20 protein-coding genes are annotated in these 23,125 nt (G+C 63.8%); 6 read left to right on the top strand and 14 right to left on the bottom strand.

Annotated elements, in window-relative coordinates; all coding sequences use genetic code 11:
• Positions 1-90 precede the first annotated feature (90 nt).
• The 4 genes from FYB76_RS17490 to FYB76_RS17475 form a co-directional block, all read right to left on the bottom strand.
• Positions 91-3,270 (bottom strand): CusA/CzcA family heavy metal efflux RND transporter, encoded by a 3,180-nt coding sequence (locus tag FYB76_RS17490; protein ID WP_154134444.1) that lies wholly within the window; start codon positions 3,268-3,270, stop codon positions 91-93.
• A 29-nt stretch (positions 3,271-3,299) separates the two neighbouring features.
• Positions 3,300-4,532, bottom strand: a complete 1,233-nt coding sequence (locus FYB76_RS17485) for an efflux RND transporter periplasmic adaptor subunit (protein ID WP_154134443.1) — start codon at positions 4,530-4,532, stop codon at positions 3,300-3,302.
• An 8-nt stretch (positions 4,533-4,540) separates the two neighbouring features.
• Positions 4,541-5,839 (bottom strand): TolC family protein, encoded by a 1,299-nt coding sequence (locus FYB76_RS17480; protein WP_154134442.1) that lies wholly within the window; start codon positions 5,837-5,839, stop codon positions 4,541-4,543.
• A 67-nt stretch (positions 5,840-5,906) separates the two neighbouring features.
• Complete coding sequence (locus tag FYB76_RS17475; RefSeq protein WP_154134441.1) at positions 5,907-6,260, bottom strand: cobalt transporter; 354 nt, start codon at positions 6,258-6,260, stop codon at positions 5,907-5,909.
• Positions 6,261-6,748: 488 nt separating this feature from the next.
• Here FYB76_RS17475 and FYB76_RS17470 point away from each other — a divergent pair, with 488 nt between their 5' ends.
• Positions 6,749-7,678, top strand: a complete 930-nt coding sequence (locus FYB76_RS17470) for an NADP-dependent oxidoreductase (protein ID WP_154134440.1) — start codon at positions 6,749-6,751, stop codon at positions 7,676-7,678.
• A 69-nt stretch (positions 7,679-7,747) separates the two neighbouring features.
• Here the strand turns inward: FYB76_RS17470 and FYB76_RS17465 are convergent, their stop codons facing one another.
• From FYB76_RS17465 to FYB76_RS17455, 3 genes are read right to left on the bottom strand one after another with little or no spacing between them, the layout of a single operon-like run.
• Positions 7,748-8,335 (bottom strand): carboxymuconolactone decarboxylase family protein, encoded by a 588-nt coding sequence (locus tag FYB76_RS17465; RefSeq protein WP_154134439.1) that lies wholly within the window; start codon positions 8,333-8,335, stop codon positions 7,748-7,750.
• Positions 8,320-9,618 carry an MFS transporter gene (locus FYB76_RS17460; protein ID WP_088756538.1) on the bottom strand — a complete coding sequence of 433 codons (1,299 nt, stop codon included), beginning with the start codon at positions 9,616-9,618 and terminating at the stop codon, positions 8,320-8,322. Before FYB76_RS17460 ends, FYB76_RS17465 begins: the two co-directional genes overlap by 16 nt.
• Before the next feature lie 42 nt (positions 9,619-9,660).
• The gene (locus tag FYB76_RS17455) at positions 9,661-10,773 is read right to left on the bottom strand and encodes a porin (protein WP_154134438.1); all 1,113 of its coding nucleotides are present in this window, start codon (positions 10,771-10,773) and stop codon (positions 9,661-9,663) included.
• 436 nt (positions 10,774-11,209) lie between these two features.
• On the opposite strand from FYB76_RS17455, the gene FYB76_RS17450 reads away from it, so the two are divergent.
• Positions 11,210-12,085, top strand: a complete 876-nt coding sequence (locus tag FYB76_RS17450; RefSeq protein WP_154134437.1) for a helix-turn-helix domain-containing protein — start codon at positions 11,210-11,212, stop codon at positions 12,083-12,085.
• Positions 12,086-12,144: 59 nt separating this feature from the next.
• Here the strand turns inward: FYB76_RS17450 and FYB76_RS17445 are convergent, their stop codons facing one another.
• The 4 genes from FYB76_RS17445 to FYB76_RS17430 are packed head-to-tail and all read right to left on the bottom strand — an operon-like array spanning position 12,145 to position 15,208.
• Positions 12,145-12,921, bottom strand: coding sequence for an alpha/beta fold hydrolase (locus FYB76_RS17445; protein WP_154134436.1), 777 nt, complete (start codon positions 12,919-12,921; stop codon positions 12,145-12,147).
• Between the two features lies 1 nt (position 12,922).
• Complete coding sequence (locus FYB76_RS17440) at positions 12,923-13,750, bottom strand: 2,3-dihydroxyphenylpropionate 1,2-dioxygenase (RefSeq protein ID WP_088756542.1); 828 nt, start codon at positions 13,748-13,750, stop codon at positions 12,923-12,925.
• Positions 13,743-14,048 (bottom strand): subunit of meta cleavage enzyme, encoded by a 306-nt coding sequence (locus tag FYB76_RS17435; protein ID WP_088756543.1) that lies wholly within the window; start codon positions 14,046-14,048, stop codon positions 13,743-13,745. The genes FYB76_RS17440 and FYB76_RS17435 overlap by 8 nt, the downstream gene beginning before the upstream one ends.
• On the bottom strand, positions 14,045-15,208 hold the full coding sequence (locus tag FYB76_RS17430; protein WP_154134435.1) for a S9 family peptidase: 1,164 nt from the start codon (positions 15,206-15,208) through the stop codon (positions 14,045-14,047). Before FYB76_RS17430 ends, FYB76_RS17435 begins: the two co-directional genes overlap by 4 nt.
• Before the next feature lie 270 nt (positions 15,209-15,478).
• Between FYB76_RS17430 and FYB76_RS17425 the strand changes: the two genes are divergently transcribed.
• The 4 genes from FYB76_RS17425 to FYB76_RS17410 all read left to right on the top strand — a co-directional run bounded on the left by FYB76_RS17425 (position 15,479) and on the right by FYB76_RS17410 (position 20,029).
• Positions 15,479-16,600: an FAD-dependent oxidoreductase gene (locus FYB76_RS17425; RefSeq protein ID WP_154134434.1), complete on the top strand. Its 1,122-nt coding sequence runs from the start codon at positions 15,479-15,481 to the stop codon at positions 16,598-16,600.
• Between the two features lie 64 nt (positions 16,601-16,664).
• Positions 16,665-17,825, top strand: coding sequence for an aromatic ring-hydroxylating dioxygenase subunit alpha (locus FYB76_RS17420; RefSeq protein WP_154134433.1), 1,161 nt, complete (start codon positions 16,665-16,667; stop codon positions 17,823-17,825).
• Positions 17,826-17,851: 26 nt separating this feature from the next.
• Entirely contained in the window at positions 17,852-18,826 is a 975-nt protein-coding gene (locus FYB76_RS17415) for a PDR/VanB family oxidoreductase (protein WP_154134432.1), read from the top strand.
• Positions 18,827-19,099: 273 nt separating this feature from the next.
• A complete protein-coding gene (locus tag FYB76_RS17410; protein ID WP_154134431.1) occupies positions 19,100-20,029 on the top strand; it encodes an amidohydrolase family protein in 930 nt (309 codons plus the stop codon).
• Between the two features lie 69 nt (positions 20,030-20,098).
• On the opposite strand, the gene FYB76_RS17405 is transcribed toward FYB76_RS17410, so the two are convergent.
• The 3 genes from FYB76_RS17405 to FYB76_RS17395 form a co-directional block, all read right to left on the bottom strand.
• A complete protein-coding gene (locus FYB76_RS17405; RefSeq protein ID WP_088756548.1) occupies positions 20,099-21,421 on the bottom strand; it encodes an MFS transporter in 1,323 nt (440 codons plus the stop codon).
• A 61-nt stretch (positions 21,422-21,482) separates the two neighbouring features.
• The gene (locus tag FYB76_RS17400; protein ID WP_370516369.1) at positions 21,483-22,424 is read right to left on the bottom strand and encodes a hydroxyacid dehydrogenase; all 942 of its coding nucleotides are present in this window, start codon (positions 22,422-22,424) and stop codon (positions 21,483-21,485) included.
• On the bottom strand, positions 22,421-23,110 hold the full coding sequence (locus FYB76_RS17395; RefSeq protein WP_088756550.1) for an RraA family protein: 690 nt from the start codon (positions 23,108-23,110) through the stop codon (positions 22,421-22,423). Before FYB76_RS17395 ends, FYB76_RS17400 begins: the two co-directional genes overlap by 4 nt.
• Positions 23,111-23,125 lie beyond the last annotated feature (15 nt).

The following is a 23,125-nucleotide window of genomic DNA, read 5'->3' as shown; positions in this document are numbered from 1 at the left end:
CAACGGACTAAGTCCCGGAGACAAACAGGAGAGCCATGGCGGGCCCTCCTTCCCGTCAGTGCATTGCCTGCTGACGAAGAGTTGAGGCCCTCAGGCTACCCCCCTCCGCTTCCGCCAAAATCCAAACCGGCGCACAACGCCCTCTTCATCCCCCGCATGCGCCAGCCGGTACAGCAGCGGCAGCACCAGCAAGGTCAGCGCCGTCGAAGACAGGATGCCGCCGATGACCACCGTCGCCAGCGGACGCTGCACCTCGGCGCCGGTGCCGGTGGCCAGCGCCATGGGCACGAAACCCAGCGAAGCCACCAGCGCGGTCATCAACACCGGACGCAGGCGCGTCATCGCTCCCTCGTGAATGGCCGCATCCAGCGAACGTCCTTCCTCGCGCAGGCTGCGGATGAAGGAGATCATCACCAGCCCGTTGAGCACCGCCACCCCGGACAGCGCGATGAAGCCCACGGCCGCCGAGATCGACATCGGGATGTCACGCAAGGCCAGCGCGAGGATACCGCCGGTCAGCGCAAAGGGAATGCCGGTAAACACCAGCAGCCCATCCTTGACGTTGCCAAACATCGCAAACAACAACACGAACACCATCAGCAAAGCCACCGGGATGACGATCTGCAGACGCTGCGTAGCCGACTGCAGGTTCTCGAACTGGCCGCCCCAGCTGGTCCAGTAGCCGGCCGGAATCCTGACCTCGGCCTGCAACTGGCGCTCGGCATCGGCCACGAAGCCACCCAGGTCCCGCCCGCGCACGTTGGCGCTGACCACGATGCGGCGCTTGCCATCTTCGCGGCTGATCTGGTTGGGGCCTGGCGCAATGTTCAGCGTGGCAACCTCACCCAGCGGAACGTAACTGGTGCGCAGCGCCCCTTCCTGCAGCGGCAAGGCCACCGGCAGGCGGCGGATCGCCTCCAGGTCGGTGCGCGCCTGGTCGGGCAGGCGCACCACGATGCCGAAGCGGCGGTCGCCCTGGAACAGGGTTCCAGCTTGCTTGCCGCCGATGGCGGTGGCGATGGTGTCCTGGATGTCCGAGACATTGAGCCCGTAGCGCGCCGTCTTCTGGCGATCGATGTCCACCGTCAGCATCGGCAGGCCGGTGGTCTGTTCGATCTTGACTTCGGTGGCCCCGGGGATCTTCTGCAGCACGGCCGAGATCTTGACAGCGGTCTCGTTGAGCACGTTCATGTCATCACCAAAGACCTTCACCGCCACGTCACTGCGCACACCCGAGATCAGCTCGTTGAAGCGCAGCTGGATGGGCTGGGAGAACTCGTAGCTGTTGCCGGGGATCTTTTCCACTTCGGCCTGGATCGCCGCCAGCAACTCGTCATGCGTCTTTCTCGGCTCGGGCCACTGGTCCTGCGGCTTGAGCATGATGTAGCCATCCGAGATGTTCGGTGGCATCGGATCGGAGGCCACTTCGGCCGTGCCGGTGCGGGCGAAGACGCGTTCTATCTCGGGGAATCTCTGCTTCAGCGTGCGCTCGATCTGCTTTTGCATCTCCAGCGACTGGCTCAGGCTGGTACCGGGAATGCGCAGCGCCTGGACCGCCATGTCACCTTCGTTCAAACTTGGTACAAACTCCGTCCCCAGGCGGGTGGCGACCGCACCGCACACCACGATCAGGGCAGCGGCAAAGGTCAGCACCACGGCCTTGTTGTCCATGATGCGCATGAGCATGGGCTCATAGAGGCGCTTGGCCCAGGCCATCATGACATTTTCCTTTTCCGCGACGCGCTCGCCGATGAAGAGGGCGATGGCCGCCGGGATGAAGGTGACTGACAGGATCATCGCACCGATGAGCGCCGCCACGACGGTAAAGGCCATCGGCGTGAACATCTTGCCCTCCACGCCGGTGAGCGCAAACATCGGCAGGTACACGATCATGATGATCAGCTGGCCGAACAGCAGCGGCCGCCGCGCCTCCCGGGCCGCCGCAAAGACTTCATGGAAGCGCTCGCTGCGGGTGAGCGTGCGGCCGTGATGCTGCTGTGCGTGGGCCAGCCTGCGCACGCAGTTTTCCACGATCACCACCGCGCCATCGATGATGATGCCGAAGTCCAGCGCACCCAGGCTGAGCAGGTTGGCACTCACCTTGTTGGAGACCATCCCGGTGAAGGTGAACAGCATTGCCAGCGGAATGACGATGGCCGTGATGATGGCCGCGCGGATGTTGCCGAGGAAGACGAACAGCACCGCCACCACCAGCAAGGCGCCTTCGACCAGGTTCTTCTTGACGGTGGCGATGGCCTTGTCCACCAGCACGGTGCGGTCGTAGACGGTCACCGCCTCCACGCCTTGGGGCAAGGTGCGGTTGATCTCGCGCATCTTCTTGTCCACCGCCTGCGAGACCTTGCGGCTGTTCTCACCGATCAGCATGAAGACCGTGCCCAGCACGACTTCGCGGCCATTCTCGGTGGCCGCACCGGTGCGCAGTTCCTGGCCGATGCCTACCTCGGCCACGTCACGCACGCGAACGGGTACGCCCTTCACGTTGGCCAGGACGACGTTGCCGATGTCTTCCGTGGAGCCGACCTGGCCCGGCGCGCGGATCAGGTATTGCTCGCCGCGCCGTTCGATGTAGCCGGCACCGACGTTGCCGTTGTTCTTCTCCAGCGCCTTGACGACGGTGTCCATGGTCATGCCGTAGGAGGCCAGCTTCTCCGGCGAGGGGGCCACCAGGTACTCCCTGGCGAAGCCGCCGATGGTATTGATCTCGGTCACGCCAGGGACCAGGCGCAGTTGCGGCTTGATGACCCAGTCCTGGATCTCGCGCAGGTCGGTGGCGGTATAGGGCGTACCATCGGGCTTGCGCGCATCCTCCCTGGCCTCTACCGTCCACAGGTAGATCTCGCCCAGGCCGGTGGAGATCGGCCCCATGCCGGGGTCGATGCCGGGCGGCAGCTGGCTCCTGGCCTGCTGGATGCGCTCATTGACCAGTTGCCGCGCAAAGTAGATGTCGGTGCCGTCCTTGAAGATCACCGTCACCTGCGACAGGCCATAGCGCGAGAGCGAGCGCACCTGTTCCAGATGCGGCAGGCCGGACATGACGGTCTCGATCGGATAGCTGATGCGCTGTTCGGTCTCCAGCGGCGAATAGCCGGGCGCAGCGGTATTGATCTGCACCTGCACGTTGGTAATGTCGGGGACGGCGTCGATGGGCAACTTCTGGTAGCTGTAAACCCCATAAGCACCCATCCCGAGCACGGCCAGCAGGACCAGCCATCGATGCTCGATGGCAAAGCGAATGATGCGTTCAAACATGATTGTCGTCTTTCCTGAAGTCGCGCGGCTCAGTGGCTGTGCTCGGCAGAGCCCTTGCCCAGTTCAGCCTTGATGGCGAAGCTGCCGGTGGCGGCATAGTCGGTCCCGGCATCCAGGCCGGAGGTGATTTCAACGAACTGTCCATCAGAGCGTCCGAGGCTGACCTCCCGCGCCGCGAAGCCGTCGGCCACACGCACGAACACCACGCTCTTGCCCTCGACCGTCTGGATGGCGTCTGCAAGGATGGCCACCGGTACCGCGGTCTCCCCGGCGACCACCTCGACATTGACGAACAGGCCCGGACGCCACAGGTCGGCCGCATTGGGCAACACCACATGCGCCTTGGCAGTACGGCTCTGTTCACCGATCAGGGCACCGACGTGGGAGATCGTGCCTTCGGCACTGGCGTCGAAAGCGGTGGCGCGCACCACGGCCTTCTTGCCCGCACGGACTACCTGCAGGTCCTTGGGCGAGACGATGATCTCGGCCCAGACACTGGACAGATCGGAGATCAGGAAGACGTTGGCATCCTCGCGCACGGCCTCGCCCAGGCCGAGATGTTTCTCGACCACGATGCCGTCGAAGGGCGCGCGGATTTCATAGCGGTTCAGGTTGCCGGAGGATGTCCCGGCAGCACCGATGGCACGCAGCTTCTGCTGCGCATTGCGCACCGCCACCTCGGCCTCGCGCAGCGCGGCTTGCGCTTGCAGGTAATCCTGCTCGGCCGAAATCTTCTGTTCCCACAGGTGTTTCTCGCGCTGGTAGGTAGTGCGGGCCAGCGACAGGCGCTGTTCTGCGTTGAGCAGTTCGGAGCGCTGCTCGGAGACGGCGCTGCTGTTGATGACGGCCAGCACCTGCCCCTTCCTGACCTTCTCCCCGAGCTTGGCCGATACCGACTCCACCGTGCCGGCCACCTGTGGCACCACGTGGGCTGTGCGGTCTTCATTGAAGCGGATCTCGCCCGGCAACTGCAGGCCGGACCTGATCTGCTGGGGACCGGCGGTCTTGAGGACGATGCCGGCGGCGGCGATCTGCTCCTTGCTCAGGGCGATCTTGCCTTCTTCCTTGTGCTCACCGTCCTTGTGCTCGTCATCCTTCTCCTCATCATGATGGTCGTCTTCCTTGTGCCCTCCTTCTTCCTGGTGGGCGTCCGGCTTGGCACTGCTGCCTTGGGCAGGGTTGCCCTTCATCAGGAGGATCCCCGAGACGAGCGCTGCAATGGCGATGATCGCCGCGATGGTCAATGTCTGCTTCTTGGTCATGTGTGTTCTCACTCTGCTGGAGGGGTCTCGGTACCGGCCAGGCGATCGAGGTCGGCGGCGGCCTGGAAGGCGGCGGAAAGCGCTTTCCAGTACTGCGCCTTGGCCTGGAAATAGGTGCGTTGTGCATCGAGCACATCCAGGTAGCCGAACTTGCCGAGTTCGAATCCTGTGCGGGCAGCCTGGTAGGCCGATTGCGCGGCGGGGACGATGTCACTGCGCAAGGCAGTGGCTTCTTCCCTGGCATTGCGCAGGCGCTCGAAAGCCTGCGCGGCTTCGCCCTGCATCTGCAGCTCAGTGAGCGCCAGCGCATCGCGCGCGATATCGACGCGCTTGAGCGCCTCCAGTTCATTGCCCTGGTTGCTGTCGAAAACTGGAATGGGAACGGAAACGCCCACGACCCACATGTTCCTGGCGTTGGACTCATCGCGCTTGTTGCCCAGGGTCAGGCTCACATCGGGTGTGCGCTTGCTGGTCTCGATGCTGGCCAATGCGCGGCGGCGCTCCACTTCCAGCCGGGCCAGCCGCACGGCCGGACCATTGGCCACCTTCTCGGTCAGCTGTGCAATGGCCGGCAGGGGCGGCAGGGATTCCACACCCTGGTCGCTCAAAGGCTGGCGGCCGACCGTGGCACCCCAGGACATCGCCAGCTTTTGCCGGGCGAGGCTGAGCTCGCTGTTGGCCTGGTTCAGTTCCAGCTGGGCAGCGGAGCGCGCCACCTGCGCCTTGGTCTGCTCGACGGGGGAAATCTTGCCGGCCATGACGCGGCGTTGCGTCATCGCGGCCGAGGTCCCGGCCAGTTCCAGCAGTTCCCGGGCCAGTCGTTGACGCTCCGTGGCCACCATCACCTCGTAATACGCGGCCACCACGGCGGCGCGCAGATCGCTGCGCTTGGCGGCGTAGTCCAGCACGGCCATGTCGCGTGCGCGCTGCGCGGCCTCGATGCGGGCGCTGCGCTTGCCGCCCAGTTCGATGGGCTGGTTGATCTGGTAGGTGGTGGTACGGCTGGACTTGCGGGTGTCCTCGATCAGTGCCGAGAACTCCGGTTTGGGCCGGGCACCGGCTTGCAGGATCGTGGCGTCAGCGGCCTCGATCTCTTTCCTGGCGGCGGCCAGCGTCTTGTTCTGCTCAAAGGCCAGGCTGATGGCGGCTGGCAGCGAGAGCGGGCCTGTCTCCTTGTCCAGGGCGGTTGCGGTGACGGGCGCAATGGATTGCGGGGTGAATTGCGCGGGTGATTGCGCAGGTGATTGCGCACGGCTGGCGCTGGCCGCAAGCAGCGCCAGCCCCAGCATCAAGCTGTGACGAAACATCGAATTCTCCGGTGATGAAAAGGGGAATTCGGCGAGAGCAGATGATGGGGGAATTGTCCTCGCCGACTCAGGCGGCGAGCAGCCAGTTGGGCTTGTCAGGGCCGTCGGCGATGTGCGAGGCGGGGTGGGAAACTTGCTTGATATGGGCTGGCAAGCGAGTGGCCAGCGGCGCGTAGAGGAGCGTACCTGCGGCCTGTACCGACTTCATGGCGAAGAATTGGCACAGGGAACAATCCAGGTCGAGGTCCCCGGCTTTGGAATCCTTGGATTCGGCCTGCGCGTGCGTCTCGGCAGCGGGGTGGTCATGATGTCCGAGATGGGCGGGCGCAGTCTCCCTTTCCGCTTGGCAATACGATGCCACTGCCGCCCAGGAGAGCTGCATCGGCAACAGGAAAGCAAGCAGGAGAATCAGTGCACGCATAGCTGAAAAGGAGAATGACTACGGGCCCATCCGGTCGGCATCCGGGGATGAACAAGCGGCGCCGGCAAGATGCGGCAGCGATTATGCCCCGGTGTTGAGCGCGGCGTCAAAGGCCTTGCCGAGCACCACGCCACACCAGCAGCACGCGGCTTGGCTGCGCGCAGGCTTGGAAAGGATTCTAGGAAGGAAGCCTCGACAGAAAGATGGCGCAATCATTACGGATTTGTAATGACTGCGCGCGAGACATCAGGTATGGGGGATTGGTGCTCTTCGATAGACGATGGCGATCCGCTTCGGTTGAAGCGCCACGGAGCGGCCGTATCGCACCGGCTTGCAGTGCAATCAGCCAGGCTTATCGCTGGCATCGAAGGGGTTGATTTGCACAGGCGTGATGCTTCTCTCTAGTATCCGGTGCTGAGGCAATCCAGGAAGCGCTGAAGGTGTGCTGCCTCACCGCTTCCACAACGAACAACATCGAAAGAAGCACGATGAACGCAAAGGCAATCCGCTATCACCGCTATGGCCCACCCGAGGTCATGGCATTGGAATCGATTGAAGAACCTGCCCTGGCGCCGGGCCAGGTTCGGGTCAGCCTGCGGGCTGCCGGCGTGGCTCCCGTGGATACCAAGCTGCGGGCAGGCCTGTTGCAGGGGCGCATGGAGCTGCCGCTGCCGAAGGTCCCGGGCCGTGATGGCGCGGGGGTGATCGCCGCGTCGGCAGCGGAAGGATTTCATGTCGGCCAGGCCGTGTGCGTGATTGCCGACATGCTGGGCCAGGGCACCTATGCCGAGACCATTGTCCTCCCGGCCGAGCGCGTGGTTGCGCAGCCGGACACGCTCTCGGTCCGGCAGGCCGCCGCCCTGTTGCAGCCAGGTGCCAGCGCATGGATTCCCGTCGTCCGGACGGCGCAGGTGCAAAGCGGGATGAAGGTACTGGTACACGCTGGATCAGGTGCGGTGGGCAGCCTGATGGTCAGGTTGGCGGCGCACCTGGGTGCCGAAGTGTGGGCCACCTGCAGCAGCGCCAACAAGGATGATGTCCTGGCACTGGGCGCGGCCGGGGTGATCGCCTATGACAAGGAAGATTTCTCGGCCTTGCGGGGATTCGATGTCGTCTTCGACCTGGTGGGCGGCGACACCCACGATCGCTCCTATCCCGTCCTCAAGCCGGGCGGGCAACTGGTGTGGCTAGTCGCCGCTCCCATCAGGGAACGCGGGGAGGAATTCAAGGTGCGTGTGGTCCGCTCGATGATCGATGACGATCCGCAGTGTCTGCGCGAGGTCGCGATGCTGGCGCAGCAAGGGGTCATGGTGCCAACGGTCGGCCAATGCTTCCCGCTGGCCGAGGCAGCGCGCGCGCATGCCCTGCTGGAGTCGGGCAAGACAGCGCGCGGGAGGATCGTGCTCGATATCGGGTGATTCACACTTTCAAACTGTGAGCCAACATGTTTGAATTCCGGCCAAGCTGCCCTGGCCTGGACGGATCCGTCAAGCCACCGTATCGCCAGGCGGTTCATCAAACGGCAGGGCGCCGTCGCCGTGACGCACCTCGAAGACGTTCAGGGTCATCGCCACCAGGCTGTAGTAGCCCAGCAGGCCAACCAGATTGACCAGCACCTCGATACCGAAACGTTGTTCCGCTTCCCGATACAAGGGCTCACCGATGCGCCGGGTGTCGTAGAGTTGCTGCACCAGCTCCCAGACCATCTGTTGCTCGCGCTGCGCGAAGGCCGGGCGCAGGCCAAGACGAATCCGTTCGACATTGTCCGCATCCAGTCCGGCTTCGATGCCGATGGGATAGTGAATCTGCCATTCCGCCTGGGCCTGCCACCTTGCAGCTGTACAAAGAATGGCCAACTCCGACAGGGCCAGCGGGAGCCGGGTGTGATAGCGGCAGAATGCGCCCAGCTTCTGCGCAGGCTGTGCCAGCCCGGGACTGTGGATCCATGACAGGAAGGGGCCGGCCAGGTTGCCGCGCGGCCCCTTCAGGATATCGTCCAGGACCTCTTTTTGTGCCGGAGTGGCGGTAGCAATCTCCACCACCGGCAAACGCGGCACGTTCATGTCTTGCTGCATGGATTTCCTTGTGGAAGATGGGAATGGGGCGAGTGCCCCGGGACCTGCGCGGTGCGGCCGCCCCGGTACAACAGCACCAGCAGCCAGGCGCACACCAGGGTGGCTGCGGAAAATGTCAGGAGACCGGAGCGATAGCTGCCGGAGGCCTGGCGCATGATCGGCAGCAGCGCCGCACCGGCACCGGCACCAAACTGGAAGACGGCGAAGATCACGCCGTAGAGCTTGCCGAAGGCACGCATGCCAAAGTAGCGCTTGAGCAGATAGCTCAATACATCGAACTCGGCACCCAGCACCATCCCCAGCAGCGCCGCACACAGGAAGACCACGTTGCCGCTGACCCCGTAGGCATACAGTGCGCAGGCGACAGTGCCGCCGAGGACGAGTGCACACATGACCAATGCGGCTGAGAGGTAGTCGATCAGCAAGCCGGTGAGCAAGCGCCCGACGATGACGAAAATGCCGAAGGTCGCCTGTACCAGTGCGGCACGCTGCGCCGTCACGCCGGCATCGATGAGCATGGGAATCTGGTGCACCACCATTGCCGTGTTGATGACGCCCAGCAGGGCGAAGATGCCGATGAGCAGCTTGAAAGAGCGGCTGCGGACCGCCACGTGGAAATCCACGCCTGGCACGCTTTGCGTGCGCCCTTTCCGGGGTTCGGTGCCTGGCTTCTCGCGGATGAAGAAGAACGCCAGCGGCAGCGTCAATGCAACCAATGCCGCCAGCCCCAGGAAACCGGTGCGCCAGCCGTGCTGCGCGATGACCGTCCCGATGAGCAGCGCGATCACGGCTCCCCCAATGCCAATGCCGGCATTGGCAATACCGATGGCCAGTCCCAGGCGCCGGTCGAACCAGGAGCTGACCACGCGCAGGTACGACAAGGGGAAAATGCCGATACCGATGGCCGGCAAGGCTACCCACGCCGCGTAATACAGCCACGGTACCGGCGGCATGAAATACATCAGCCCCACGGCCGCGCAGAACAGCGGGATGCAGGGAAGGATGATGGCGCGCGCTCCAAACCGGTCGGCCAGGTAGCCCTGGATCGGCGAAATGAGCATCACGGTATAGGAGACGATGGAACTGGCCAAGGCGATCTCGGTACGGCTCCATCCGAAATCGACTTCGAGGGGCTTGATGAATAGCCCCAGGCTGAGCACGGCGACAGTGCTCGGTCCGAACATCAGCGCCACCATCGACGCGATCACGACCAGCCATCCGCGATATCGCCAGGACTCCTCCCCGACGGCCGGGACGGGTACTTCACTGGACAAGGGTTTCATGCTGTCTCCATTCTCTTCTTGTGGATGCGGGGCTGGTCCGGCTTAGAAACGCGTGGCCATGCCGATGCGAAAAATACCCTGGCTACCGGTACTGGAAGCTGATCCGGGGCCATACAGTCCGTTGATCCAGGCCTGCGTGGTGGCGTTGTCACCACCGGCTTTCTGGTACACGGCTTGCAGATAGAGGTCGGTACGCTTGGAGAGCCAGTACTGCAGGGTCGCATTTCCCTGGTGGGCGTAATTGTGGGCCAATTGCGCATTGCCCTTCATGTACTCATAGGAGACTCCCAGGTTCCAGGCCACATCCATCTGCCAGTTCACGCCGGCCTGATAGACGTTGACTTCGCCCTTGGTCAGGGTGTTGCGCGTGTTGGTGTAGAGCAGATTGAGTTTGTAGTCGCCCAGCCGGTAGCGTGCGCCCAAGCCCCAGTTGCGAATGCCATCGTGGCCATTGCCCATGGAAGAATAGCGGGCGTCGGTGTAGGCAGCGCCCAGGCCGAAATCTCCCTGGACATAGTTGCTGCCCAGGCTGATGGTCCGCGAGGAAGCGGTATCGCCAGCCACTTCGCCGAAGCCATACATGCCGCCGAATGTGACGCCTCCGATCGCCGGACTCAGGTACTTGACCGAATTGGCCACGCGCGCAAGACCGGCCAGTCGGTCGAAGTCGGATGCACCGGTCGGGTTGTTGGGTACTGCCAGCGCATTGAAGGGTCCTTGACGGAAAGTGTAGTAGCCGCCATACGTGAGCGCGGAGTCAAACCCGCCGAACATGAGCGCATCGTGCATGAATTCATACTGGTTGCCAGCGCTCAGCGTGCCCCATCGCCGGTCCCGCAGGCCGACCAGCGCCTGGCGGCCGAAGATCAGGTTGTTGCCGGGCAAGGAGGCACCCGTGCTCAGGTTGAATTGGCTCTCCAGCTGGAAGATGGCGGCCATGCCGCCCCCCAGGTCTTCCTGGCCCTTGATGAACAGGATGTTGGGAACGCCGATGCCGTTGTCGGCCCGCAGGTTGCTCTTGCCGCCCTGGTTGCTGACATGGGACACACCGGCATCCATGACGCCGGAAATGGTCACGCTGCTTTGTGCAAAAACGGCCATGGGCAAGGCAGCAAGGAGGGCCAATGCCCCCAGCTTCGATAGCGAATGTTGCATGTCTCTCTTTCCTCTCTCGTTGTCTGGAAACGTGCGCGCCGAGTCAGCGGGCCGGCGCGCCATTCCCTGTCGTTGTGATGATGCTGGCTCACCGCTGGACGCGGCGATACCGGTGGCGCAGAGCGCCAGGCAATGAAACGGCTGAGTCTCCCGGGCATGGCGTTCGGGCGCTGCTTGTCCGATTGATGCGAGCCACTGAACCAGGTCTCCCGCTGCCCTTCGGGAGTAGCGATAATCTATTCCTCCACGATCCCCCGTCTTGCTCCAGTCCGCGCTAGAATTTGACTCACAAGGCGCCACCGGCGGCGAACGCATCTCGCGCAACCGCTGATCACGCACAGAGCGCCGCGATCATAAGGAGACAGCCATTTTTATCCGCACCTTCTCTACCGCTGAGAGTCCTTCCCGCGAGGGCGCCCGATTGTTTGAAAGGCAGATGGCCAGCCTGTTTTCCATCGGCCTGTCGCTGGACTCGGGAAAAGACGAGCCGCTCAGCACGCAGATGCAGGCCTATTGCAGCCGTAGCCTGCAATTTGCATCCATCCGCTTCTCTCCCCACGAAACGTCGGCACCTGCCAGCCGCAAGGAAACGCGCCGTTGGCTGGTGACGCTCCAGAAGGAGGGGGAAGCGCAGGTCTCCCAGGGAGGCAGACGCAGCCATGTCCGCCCCGGTGACATGGTGTTGATCGACCTGGCATCGCCGTTCCATATCGAAACCGGTCACATCGTGACGCACTCCACCTATGTGGATTCGGAACTGCTGAGGCGCGTGGTGCCCGATGCGCATCTGCGCACGGCCATCCGTATCGAGACCGCAAACGGACCCGGTGCCATTTTCCGTGCGATGAACGACGCCATGTTCGACATGGCCCCCGAGCTCGACGAAACGACCGCGGCACGCATCGCCCAGGCCCTGCCCTACACGCTGGCAGTGGCCCTTTCCGGCTGTGACCGCGACATCACCGCGTTGCCGTCCAAGCTGCACGTATTCCACCTCGAGCGCATCCGTACCTTTGTGCGCGACAACCTGCACGACTCCTCGCTGGATGCGGAAATGATTTCGCAGGCGGTCAATCTGTCGACCCGCCATATCTATCAGCTCTTCACGGCCGAACAGACATCGCTGATGAAGTGGGTCTGGTCGGAAAGGCTGGAGCGATGCCGGGAAGACCTGGTGTCACGGCAACTGTCGAACCGTCCGATCGGCGAAATCGCTTATGGCTGGGGATTCAGTGATGTGGCCCATTTCAGCCGGGCCTTCAAGGAGAAGTTCGGGCTGACGCCGCGTGAGTATCGCAAGCAGCAAGCCTGAAGGAGGGCCAGGACATGCGTCCCGCGTAGCAGCGGAACGCATGCTGAAGCGGCGCGTGATCAGGTGGAGAGGAACTGTCCGACGGTTTCGGTAAATTCCAGTGCGGCCTCGACGTTGCTGATATGGCCCGAGGGCAGCACGATGAAACGCGCCCCGTGAATCGCCCCGGCCAGGCTGGCGCAGATTTCCGGTTTGACCGCAGCGTCCCTTTCGCCGGCGATCACCAGGGTGGGCGCCACGATCTCGTGCAGTCGGGCAAGGTGGTTCATTTCCTTGATGGCGTCCACTGCCTCGAAATAAGCTTCCCGTGTCGTGGCGCGTACCATCGATTCTATCCAGCGCACGGTCAGCGGCGCGCGCTGCCGGTAAGCCTCATCGAACCAGCGTTCGATGGTCGAGCTGACATGCTGCTCCGCGCCCAGCTCACGGTATGCCTGCTGCCGCTCGTTCCAGAGCTGCACCACCGGGGCAGGCGTGGCCGCACCGGCATTGGCCAGCACCAGCTTGTGGATGCGCCCGGGAAAGGCCAGCGCGAACGCCTGCGCAACCATCGCTCCCAAGGACACGCCGACCAGCGAAACACGGTCGATGCCGGCCTGGTCCAGCGTCCTCCCGAGCTGCCGGGCGAAGTCTGCCAGGACAGGGCGGCCGCCCATGGGCTTGCTCGCACCGTGCCCCGGAAGGTCAACCAGCACAAGACGCAGGCTGCGCGACCAGACCGGTACCTGCAGTCGCCAGATATCGCTGTTGGCGCACACAGGATGCAGCAGCACGACGGCATGGCCGGTCTCCTGGCTTGGCGAGCCAGCTGCAGGAGCAATGATCTGTGCGTTCATCTCAGCCTTTCACGTTCCATTGGGCCAGTCCGATTCCCGTGTACCACTTGGAGACCGCCTTGTAGTACAAGGTCTCGAACGCAGCGCCCTCGGCCGCACCATGGGCGATGAGCCAGTTGCGGATTTCCTCGGCGCCGTTGCCGGCCTGTGCCACGTGGCCGGTCGCATGGTCCACGATCACCTGCGTATTGCCGCTGGACAGATTGGCAAGGAACTGGCGGTCGAATTCCTCATTGACCATTCCCATGCGAGGTGTGGCGATGTCGTGGCTGATGCCGCCGGTAGCGAGAATTGCGATGCGCTTGCCGGGCTCGAAGCTGGCAATTGCCTTGCGCAGGAACCGGCCCCAATCCACGCAGCGCCGCATGGTGGGCAGCGGCGGCTGTACGCAATTGACGAGCAGGGGAACGATGGGAACATGCGGCACCAGGCCGGCCAGCAGCAGCGGCGTAAGCGAGCCATGGTCCAGCACCAGTTCCATCGAGAATGACGGATCGAAGCCGCTTTCCAGCGCCTCGCCAAGGAGGTGTGCACCGAGTGCGGCATTGCCCGGCAGGACTTGCTTGTCAGCCTTCAACCAGTGTTCGACCGGGGTCTGATAGCTGTCTGCCGCGCCGATGCAGAAGGCCGGGAAATTATTGAAGAAGAAGTTGTGGACATGGTCATCCGAGATGACGATGACCGTATCTGGCTGCGACGCGGCGATGCGCCGCCCCATGTCCTTGAACGCAGCAAAAATGGCCTCCCGGTCTTCACCGGGAATGGCATCCGGAAAGTTCAGCATGACCGGCGTGTGGCTCGCCGCATAGATTCCGACCAGTTCAGCCATGATGGTCTCCTTGCGCGATGGCCTTGAGCGAAGTCACGAAATCCAGTTCCGAAATCCGCAAGCCCAGGCAATGGGCGCGCAGCAGATAGGGATTGGCCCCGGCCAGGTACATGGCGCCGATGTCATTGTCGCGCACCGCTGCCCGCAGGGTCTCGGGCATCGGCACTGCCGCCAGGTACTGCTCGGGCGAGGCCAGGTAGCGCTTCAGGTGTCCGTCGTTGTGGTGGACTTCGAAGAGCACCTTGTTCATCCAGTAGGCAGATTGCGAGGGGATCTGCTGCACCCAGTTTCCGCTCATGCTGCCCCCGCCCGGTTTTTGACGTGGGCCGACAGCCACTGGACGATGGTCGGCAATGTCTGCGGCGTATTGCCCATGTGGCCACCGGGGAACAGGCGCACCGCCTTGGGCGAGCCGTGCTCGGTCAGCAGATGCAGGTCGGCAATGGGACACTGCCTGTCCTCCTTGCCGTTGACCAGCAGCATCGGCGCGCTGGGACGGTCCAGCAGGCCCTGGTCCACCAGGGAAAGCCGCCTGAAACCTTCGATGTATTCACCATCGGTGCTCACCCCGAGCATGCGCTGGCGCGTTTCCACCAGTTCCATGAGGTAGCTGTCGGGATATCGGGAGGATTCGACCCACTCGGGTTGGAACATGTAGTGCGCGCCACCGCCCCAGTTGACGGCGGCAGCGATGCGCTCGGGATGCAGGTGGGCCAGCTTGGTGGCCCAATAGCCACCGAAGGAGCGTCCCAGGATGCCGACCTTGTCCGCGTCCAGGTCGGCCTGCCGGGCGGCCCATTCGAAGACGGGCAGGAACTGGCGCTCTGCATCCTGCACGCCCTTGACCGGCGACTCGCCGGTGCCGGCGTTGTCCATGGCGATGGTGACCACGCCCGCAGCCAGGAAGGCATTGCAGGCTGCGGTCATCTGTTCCTTCCAGGCGTCGACCCCGCCCCACATCACCACGACCGGCGGGCGTGCAATGCCTTGCGGCCGACGCAGCAGGAAGACGATCTCGCTGCCTTCGCCGCTGCGGCCTGCAAAAGGAATGCAGATGCGCTGCACCGGGTTATCCCAGCAAGCGCCGGCCAGCACATAGGTCTCCCGTTCGGCACGGGCACAACGCTCCTTGTCCGGGTGATTCGGGCAAGGAAAACGACCCATGAAATAAAAGCCGCTGGCCTTCATGTAGAGGGTGGCGGCGGCGCCCTGGTCGCCATTTTCGCGGGCACGGTCGGCCAGGGTACGGGCCTGGTCGCCGGCCTTGCCCCAGACCGCTGCCCAGGATGCGCCATCCAGTCCCTGCAGCGCGTCGATGAGGCGCTCACCGTCTTCCTGCGATACCAGGTTCATGGGATGGACCTTGGCGGCCAGTTTGTCCTTCATCCATTGCTTGGCCTCGGCCAGTGTCTTGGGACGGCCCTGCACGTTGCCGGCCACGTCTGCGTTCTCGCTCAATTGGTCACCTCTGTCAGTTGCAAGCCCTCATCATGGCGGGCCCGGAGTTGACATCGTAGGTGCGCGCGCAACGGCCACTTTGCCTCCTGTGCTGTGGCTTTTGACTTTCAGCGCACCATCGTGCAAACGCAGCTTCGCTCCGAGACAAATCGCACGGCCAGTTCAGGCAAATTTCATTCATGCATGCCGCTACGCTGGCAGGGTCAACAACATTCGGGCTCACACGGCGATGCGTGCTGCGTGCCAGCCCATCCATGGAGGTTCGTGCAGATGCAACAGAAGAAGATTCTTGTCGTGGGCGGCGGTATCGGTGGCATGTCGGCCGCCATTTCGCTGGCCAGGTCGGGGCACGCGGTGGAGCTCATCGATCTGGATCCGCAATGGCGCGTCTATGGCGCCGGCATCACCATCACCGGCCCGACGCTGCGCGCATTCAAGGCCCTGGGTGTGCTGCCGGAGATCGAGGCCCAGGCCTATACCGGCCACGGCATCCAGGTCTGCTCTGCCGATGGCGCACGCCTGGCCGTGCTTCCCACGCCGGTACGTCCGGAGGACGGCATTCCGGGCTGCGGTGGCATCATGCGGCCGGTACTGCACAAGATCCTCTCGGCAAGGGTGGCAGCGGCCGGCGTGAAGGTAAGGCTGGGCCTGTCGGTTGAAAAAATCGAACAAGTGCATGATCAGGTCGAGGCCGAGCTCACCGATGGAACGCGTGACCGCTATGACCTGGTCATCGGCGCCGACGGACTGTTCTCGCGCATGCGAAGCCTGCTCTTCCCCCAGGCCCCGGCGCCGCAATACACGGGCCAGAGCGCCTGGCGTGCCCAGTTGCCACGGCCACCCGAGATCGACCGGCGCCATTTCTTCCTCGGCGGTCCCTACAAGGTGGGCCTGACTCCGGTATCGAAGGACCGGATGTACATGTTCCTGCTGGAAAATTCCCCCGAGAAACGCCGCCTTCCCGACGCATCGCTCCCGCAGGAACTGGAGCGCCTGACCCGTTCGTATGGCGGCATCATCGGCGACATCGGCCGCTCACTGACGGCTGAGAACACCATCGTGCAGCGTCCGCTGGAAGCCTTCCTGCTGCCGGGTCCATGGTTCAGGGGCCGCGTGCTGCTCATCGGGGATGCGGCCCATCCGACCACCCCCCAGCTGGCCTCCGGCGCTGGGCTGGCCGCCGAAGATGCGCTGGTCCTGGCTGAAGAACTGGGCGACGGCAGCGATATCGACGGCGCCTTGCAGCGCTACATGGCACGACGCTATGAACGCTGCCTGCTGGTGGTACAGAACTCGCTGGAGATCGGCCGACGCGAACAGGCAGGCCGTCCCATCGCCGAACAGACCGTCCTGGTTGAACAATCACTGAAGGTACTCGCAGAACCCATCTGAGCCGCCCTGACGCCGGCCGGCAGCAAGCGCTAGAAACCGCACCCACTACAACATGGAGACCAGCATGACACAGCCTTCCCAAGAGATCATCCGCGGTGCTCGCGCCGCCATGAGCCGTCTCGCCGACCGCAATACGCCCTTCATCTTCAACGAATGGTATGTCGCTGCCTTCAGCGATGAAGTGGGCCGTTCACTGCTCAAGCGCACGCTGCTGGGCAAGCGCCTGGTCCTGTTCCGCACTGGAGAGGGCAAGCCCGTCGCCATGGATGATCGCTGCGTACACCGCTCCTATCCCTTGTCAGCGGGACAGCTCGACGGTGATACCGTAGTCTGCGGCTACCATGGCCTGCGCTATGACCAGAACGGCGACTGCATCGAAGCACCGGCCGTGGCGAAGTGTCCCAAGAACATTGGTGTGCGAACCTACCCGCTGGCAGAACGCGGCCCGGTCCTCTGGATCTGGATGGGCGACCCGGCGCTGGCCGATGAATCCGCGATTGCGGCGCTGCCGTGGATGCAGGACAGCGCGTGGGCGGGTGCCAAGGGCTACTATGACCTGAAGTCCAGCTATGTCTACCTGCATGAGAATCTGCTCGACACCTCGCACCTGAGCTACATGCATGCCAATACCATCGGATCGCCGGACTATGTGAAAGCACCCACGACCTCTGAAATCGGCGAGGGCAGGTTCGCGCTGGTGCGCACCGTCTCGCCAACCAAACTTCCGCCGGTCTGGGCCAAGCCCACCGGCCTGGAAGGTGTACCGACCGCATCGCGCATCGTGCGCAATGAATTCCTCAGTCCCGCGCTCTATGAAGTCACTACGCGCCTGTATGACTCGGCCCTGCCGGAAGGCGAACGGCCGGAGTTCCTCATCAAGGTCGCCCATATGGCCAGCCCGGCCACGCACAACACCACCCACTACTTCATCTATCTCGGCCGCGATTTTGCCCAGGACGATGCAGCAGCGACGCAATTCATGGCGACCAATTTCTTCAAGGCTTTCGATGAGGATGTGGCTGGACTGAGCCTGCTGGAAGAGGTCATTGCTGAGCAGGGTGAAGAACTGTACGAAATTTCCATCGCCAGCGATGCACTCGGAGTGGCCATGCGCCGCTACCTGAAGGGGCGTGCAGACCAGGAAGCCAGTGCCCAGGCAAGTGCCGCCCCGGCACCTGCTGCCACAGCCGGCCGCGCGCCGGTGGTCATGATGCAGCAGTCATGAAGCCGGCAGCCAGCAGGAATGAAACCATGAACCCCGCTACAGGCAGTCACGGCTGGATGACCGTCACGGTGACGGCCAAGGCAATGGAAGCGGAGGGCATCTGCGCTTTCCGCCTCCAGGCGGCCTCCACAGAGATGCTGCCGCGCTTCACCGCAGGCGCGCATATCGATGTGGAAGTTGCACCCGGCCTGGTCCGCCAGTATTCGCTGTGCAATCCGTCGAACCAGGAGCGCGGCTATGAAATCGCCGTGCTCCTGGCCGAGCCCTCCCGTGGTGGCTCGGCGGCGATGCATGCGGTCACGGTCGGCCAGCAGATCCGTATCAGTGCGCCCAGGAACAACTTCGGCCTCATCCCGGGCAGCGGTCGCGCCATCCTGGTGGCGGGTGGCGTGGGGATCACGCCTATCCTGGCCATGGCCGAAGAACTGCACGCGCAAGCGCGGCCATTCGAACTCCACTTCAGCACCCGCTCGCCCGCTCGCGCAGCGTTTCGACAGCGCCTGGCCCACGGGCCGTTTGCGGCGCATGTCCGCTTCTACGCAGATAGCGAAGACCAGAAGATCGACCTCGCCGACATCGCCCGCTCTCGCGGTCCCGATGACCATCTCTACGTCTGCGGTCCGACCGGCTTCATGGACTTCGTCCTGGGCGAATCGGAACGACTGGGATGGCACAAGGATCAGCTCCACCAGGAGTATTTCTCCGCCCCGGCAAGCGCTGGAGAACAGGACGGTGAGGCGTTCGAAGTCAGGATCGCCAGCACCGGCGAGGTGTTCCCCATCCCTGCAGACAAAAGTGTGGTCGAAGTACTGGCCCGGCATGGCATCGAGATCCCGACCTCATGCGAACAGGGCATCTGCGGGACCTGCATCACGGGCGTCCTCAGCGGTGTCATCGACCATCGGGATTTCGTGCTGAGCGATGAGGAGAAGGCACGCCATGACCAGTTCACGCCCTGTTGTTCGAGGGCGGCTTGCCGAATGATCGAACTGGACTTGTAGCGCATCGGTGTGCGGCGGGCCGTCCAAAAGACCAGCGCGCGAACGAGACGGCAATAGCCGCTCTTCGCTGCGCCACCCCGGGCTCCCGCGTGGTGCAGGCATCAGCCGCCGACCGGCCCTGCCTGGCCACCATTCATTCCTTGCAGTTATGAATGGCGAAAAAAAAGGAAATAGTCCCCGTCCCACCCCATAGCTAGACTCCGCAAGCGGACGTTGACGGCACCACGCATCAGCTGCGTCAGGCGTCCCGACAACAACAACGCAAGGAGACCCATGCTCAACAGAAGACAATTCCTGGCCGGCAGCCTGCTCGCCTGTACCGCAGCGCGCTCGGCCATCGCCCAATCCATTCCCAACTCCGCCGGCGACCAGCCACCCCGGCTCAAGGCGCAAGCACTGGCCTGTGACAGCCATCACCATATCTATGACGCACGCTTCCCGGTCTCGCCGCATTGGCGCGGTGGCCGCCCGGACGGCGCCACGGTGGCCGATTACCGGCGCCTCATGGCCAAGCTCGGCATCGCCCGCAACGTGGTGGTCCAGCCCTCCACCTATGGCAGCGACAACCGCTGCCTGCTCGATGCACTCACCCAGTTCGGCGCACAGGCACGCGGTATCGTGGTCATCGACGATGACGTCGAACTGGCGCAATTGAAGGAAATGGATCAGTTGGGTGTGCGCGGCGTGCGGGTCAACTTCCTCTCGCCGCAAAGCTGGGGCATCACGACCGTGGACCGCTTGCTGCGCACGGCAAAGCGCATCGCGCCGCTGGGCTGGCATGTGCAGGTGCTGATGTCGGGCGCACAGATCGCCGAGCATGAAGCCGTGCTGGCCGGCCTGCCCACCCCGGTGGTGATCGACCACCTGGGCCGCATCCCCCAGCCACAAGGACTGGATCATCCGGGCGCCCAAGCCATCCTGCGCCTGCTGGCGCGGGGCAACACCTGGATCAAGCTCTCCGAGCCCTATGCCGATACCCTGCAGGGGCCGCCTGATTATCCCGATACCAGCCTGCTGGCGCGCGCCTACCTGCAAGCCGCCCCGCAGCGCACGCTGTGGGGCAGCGACTGGCCGCATCCCACCGAAAAGATCAAGCCGGATGATGCCGTGCTGTTCGACCTGCTGGCCGCCTGGGCGCCCGATCCGGCGCTGCGCCACCAGATCCTGGTGAGCAATCCGGCCAGCTTGTTCGGCTTCTCCTGAAACCGCGACTGGCCATGCAAAAGAGCCGCCTGCGCAAGCAAGGCGGCTCTTTCGTCATCACGCTTGTGCTCAGCGCACAGCTTCCTTCAGCGCGCCGGTAGCAGCCACGCGTGACTTGCGCGACAGCACCAGCAGGATGACCACGCTCACGACCGACAAACCCACCAGCGGCAACAAGGCCATGGCATAGCTGCCGGTGGCGTCCTTGATCCAGCCGTAGGCGTTGACCATCAGGCCACCGCCGATCAGGTTGGAGACGGCATTGATTCCCGCCAGGCCGGCAGCGGCCGAACCCGTGGCCAGCCAGGTCGAGGCCATGGCCCAGAACGGTCCCTTGAACGAATAGGCGCCAATCAATACCATCGTCAGCAGCAACACCACCGGGGCCAGCGTGTTGGCCAGCGACGCCAGCGCCAGGCCGCCACCGATGAGGATCAGCGGAATGGCGGTATGCCAGCGGCGCTCGCCGGTACGGTCGGAATGGCGACCCCACCACACCATCAGCACCGACGCCACCAGGTAGGGAATCGAATTGACCAGGCCGGTCTGCATCACCGTCAGCCCGAAGGACTTGAGCAACTGCGGCTGCCACACGTTCAACACCGAACCGGCGGCCGACGCGCAGGCACACACCAAGGCCATGCCCCACACATGCGGCTGGCTGAACAGCTTCCACAGGGGAATGTGCTGCTTGGCTGTGCGGCTGGCGGCTTCCTTGTCCATGGTGGTGACCAGCCACTGGCGCTGCGCATCATTGAGCCAGCGCGCCTGATCGGGGCGATCCGTCAGGAAGAACAGGCAGACCACGCCCAGCAACACGGTCGGCAACCCTTCCAGCAGGAACAGCCAGTGCCAGCCGCGCAGTCCGCCGATGCCATCCATCTGCAGCAGCAGTGCCGACACCGGCGAAGCCACGAAGCTGGCCGCCGGGATCGCCACCATGAACAGCGCCACGATGCGGGCACGATAAGCCGATGGCACCCAATAGGTCAGGTACAGCACCACGCCGGGGAAGAATCCGGCCTCCGCTGCGCCCAGGATGAAGCGCACGAAATACAGCGAAGTCGGCCCCTGCACGAAGGCCGTACAGGCCGAGATCAGGCCCCAGGTGACCATGATGCGTGCCAGCCACTTGCGTGCGCCGAATTTCTGCAGTGCCAGGTTGCTGGGTACTTCAAAAATGAAATACGCGATGAAGAACAGGCTGCTGGCAAAGCCAAACATCTTGGGCGAGAGCCCGATATCCTGGTTCATCTGCAAAGCGGCCATGCCGATGTTGCCGCGGTCGATAAAGGCAAACAGGTAGCACAGCATCAGGAAGGGCAGCAAGCGCCAGGTCACCTTGCGCACGGTCTCTTGTTCGAGCCGCTTGTCGTCTTGGATGGTCTCCATGTCTCTCTCTCGGAAGTCGGGTGCCGCCTGTGTCGGCGGCTGGCCCGTCAGTCATTATGAATCAGCCGGTGACGGTCTGTTCGTTCAATACCGCCAGGACATTGCTGGCCGCTCCGGTGCCCATGGCGACGTAGGCGTCGGCCGTCACGCCGCCGATATGCGGGCTCAGGATGGCGTTGCTGACGTCCTGCAGCGGATGCGGCGCGGTGAAGGGCTCCTTCTCGAAGCTGTCCAGGCCGGCTGCGCGCAGCTTGCCCGACGCCAGTGCCGCAATCAGCGCCGGCTCATCGACCAGCCCGCCACGCGCGGTGTTGACCAAGATGGCGCCATCCTTCATGCGCGCCAGCGATTGCGCGTTGATCATGTGCTTGTTGTCCGCCGTCAGCGGGCAATGCAGCGAGACCACGTCGGATTGCGCAAACAGCGTATCGAGATCGACCAGCCGCACGCCTTGCGGGGCTTCTTTCGCATACGGGTCATAGGCCAGCACGGGCATCTCCAAGGCGGCCGCCACAGCGGCCACGCGACGCGCGATGGCGCCGATGCCCACCAGGCCCAGCGTGCGTCCGCGCAGCTCCAGGCTCTTGTGGGTGGACTTGTCCCAGTGGCCTTCACGCATGCGCTGGTCCAGTCCGACCACGCTCTTGGCGCAGGCCATGATGAGTGCCCAGGTATGCTCGGCCACCGCCGGCGCATTGGCACCGGCGGCGGCCTTGACGACAATGCCGCGCGCCTTGGCGGCTTCGGTGTCGATGGAATCGATGCCGGTGCCGTGCTTGGAAATCACCCGCAGGCCAGGGGCCGCATCCATCACGCGCGCGCTCACGCCGCCGTAGCGCACGATGATGGCCACCGGCTGATGTTGCTTCACCAGGCTGACCATGTCATCCTCGGTCGGCTTGGCGCCGGCATAGACCAGCTGAAAGTCACGCAGGATTTCAACCGCCTGCGGTGCCAGGTCGACACCGGTAACGATCACTACTTCCTTCTTGACGGCGCTCACAGCGATTCTCCTTCGGCCAGCACGCCACCCTTGCGCAGGGCGCCTTCCAGCCAGGTCGGACGCAGCGGGCCGCCACCACGGATTTCGGTCAGGCGCTTGGTTTCATCGGCGACCTTCTTGGCAGCCGCCGCCAGCAGCGAAGCGGCTTTCTCGCGCTCGACCACCACCACGCCATCGGCATCACCCACGATCAGGTCACCCGGCTGCACGGCAGTGCCGCCCACCGAGACCGGCCAGTTCACGCGGCCGGCGATGTTCTTGGTCGGGCCGTTCGGATTGGCGCCCACGGCATAGACCGGGAAACCGATGGCGCGGATGGCTTCGGTATCGCGCACCGAACCATAGATGATGATGCCGGCCAGGCCGCTGGCCTTGCATTGCGACACCATGATCTCGCCCATCAGCGCGCAGGTCTCATCACCCTTGCCATCGATGACCAGCACGTCACCCGGCTTGGCGATGGCCATGGCGGCATGGATCATCAGGTTGTCGCCGGGACGCACTTCGACCGTCACGGCCGGACCGGCCACGCGCATGGAGGGCGAGAGTGGTGCCACGCGGCTGCACAGGGTACCGCGACGACCGGCCACGTCGGCCAGGATGGAGGCCGGGAACTCGGCGGCCTGGGCCACGATGGAAGCGTCGACGCGTTCGATGTCGCGGATGAAATCAGGTTGGGTGCTCATGGGGATCCTTTGATT

Source organism: Herbaspirillum sp. CAH-3, assembly GCF_009668275.1.
Taxonomy (GTDB): Bacteria; Pseudomonadota; Gammaproteobacteria; order Burkholderiales; family Burkholderiaceae_D; genus Herbaspirillum; species Herbaspirillum aquaticum.
The sequence above is the reverse complement of the archived record's forward strand: the minus strand, read 5'-3'. Positions and strand labels throughout refer to the sequence as shown.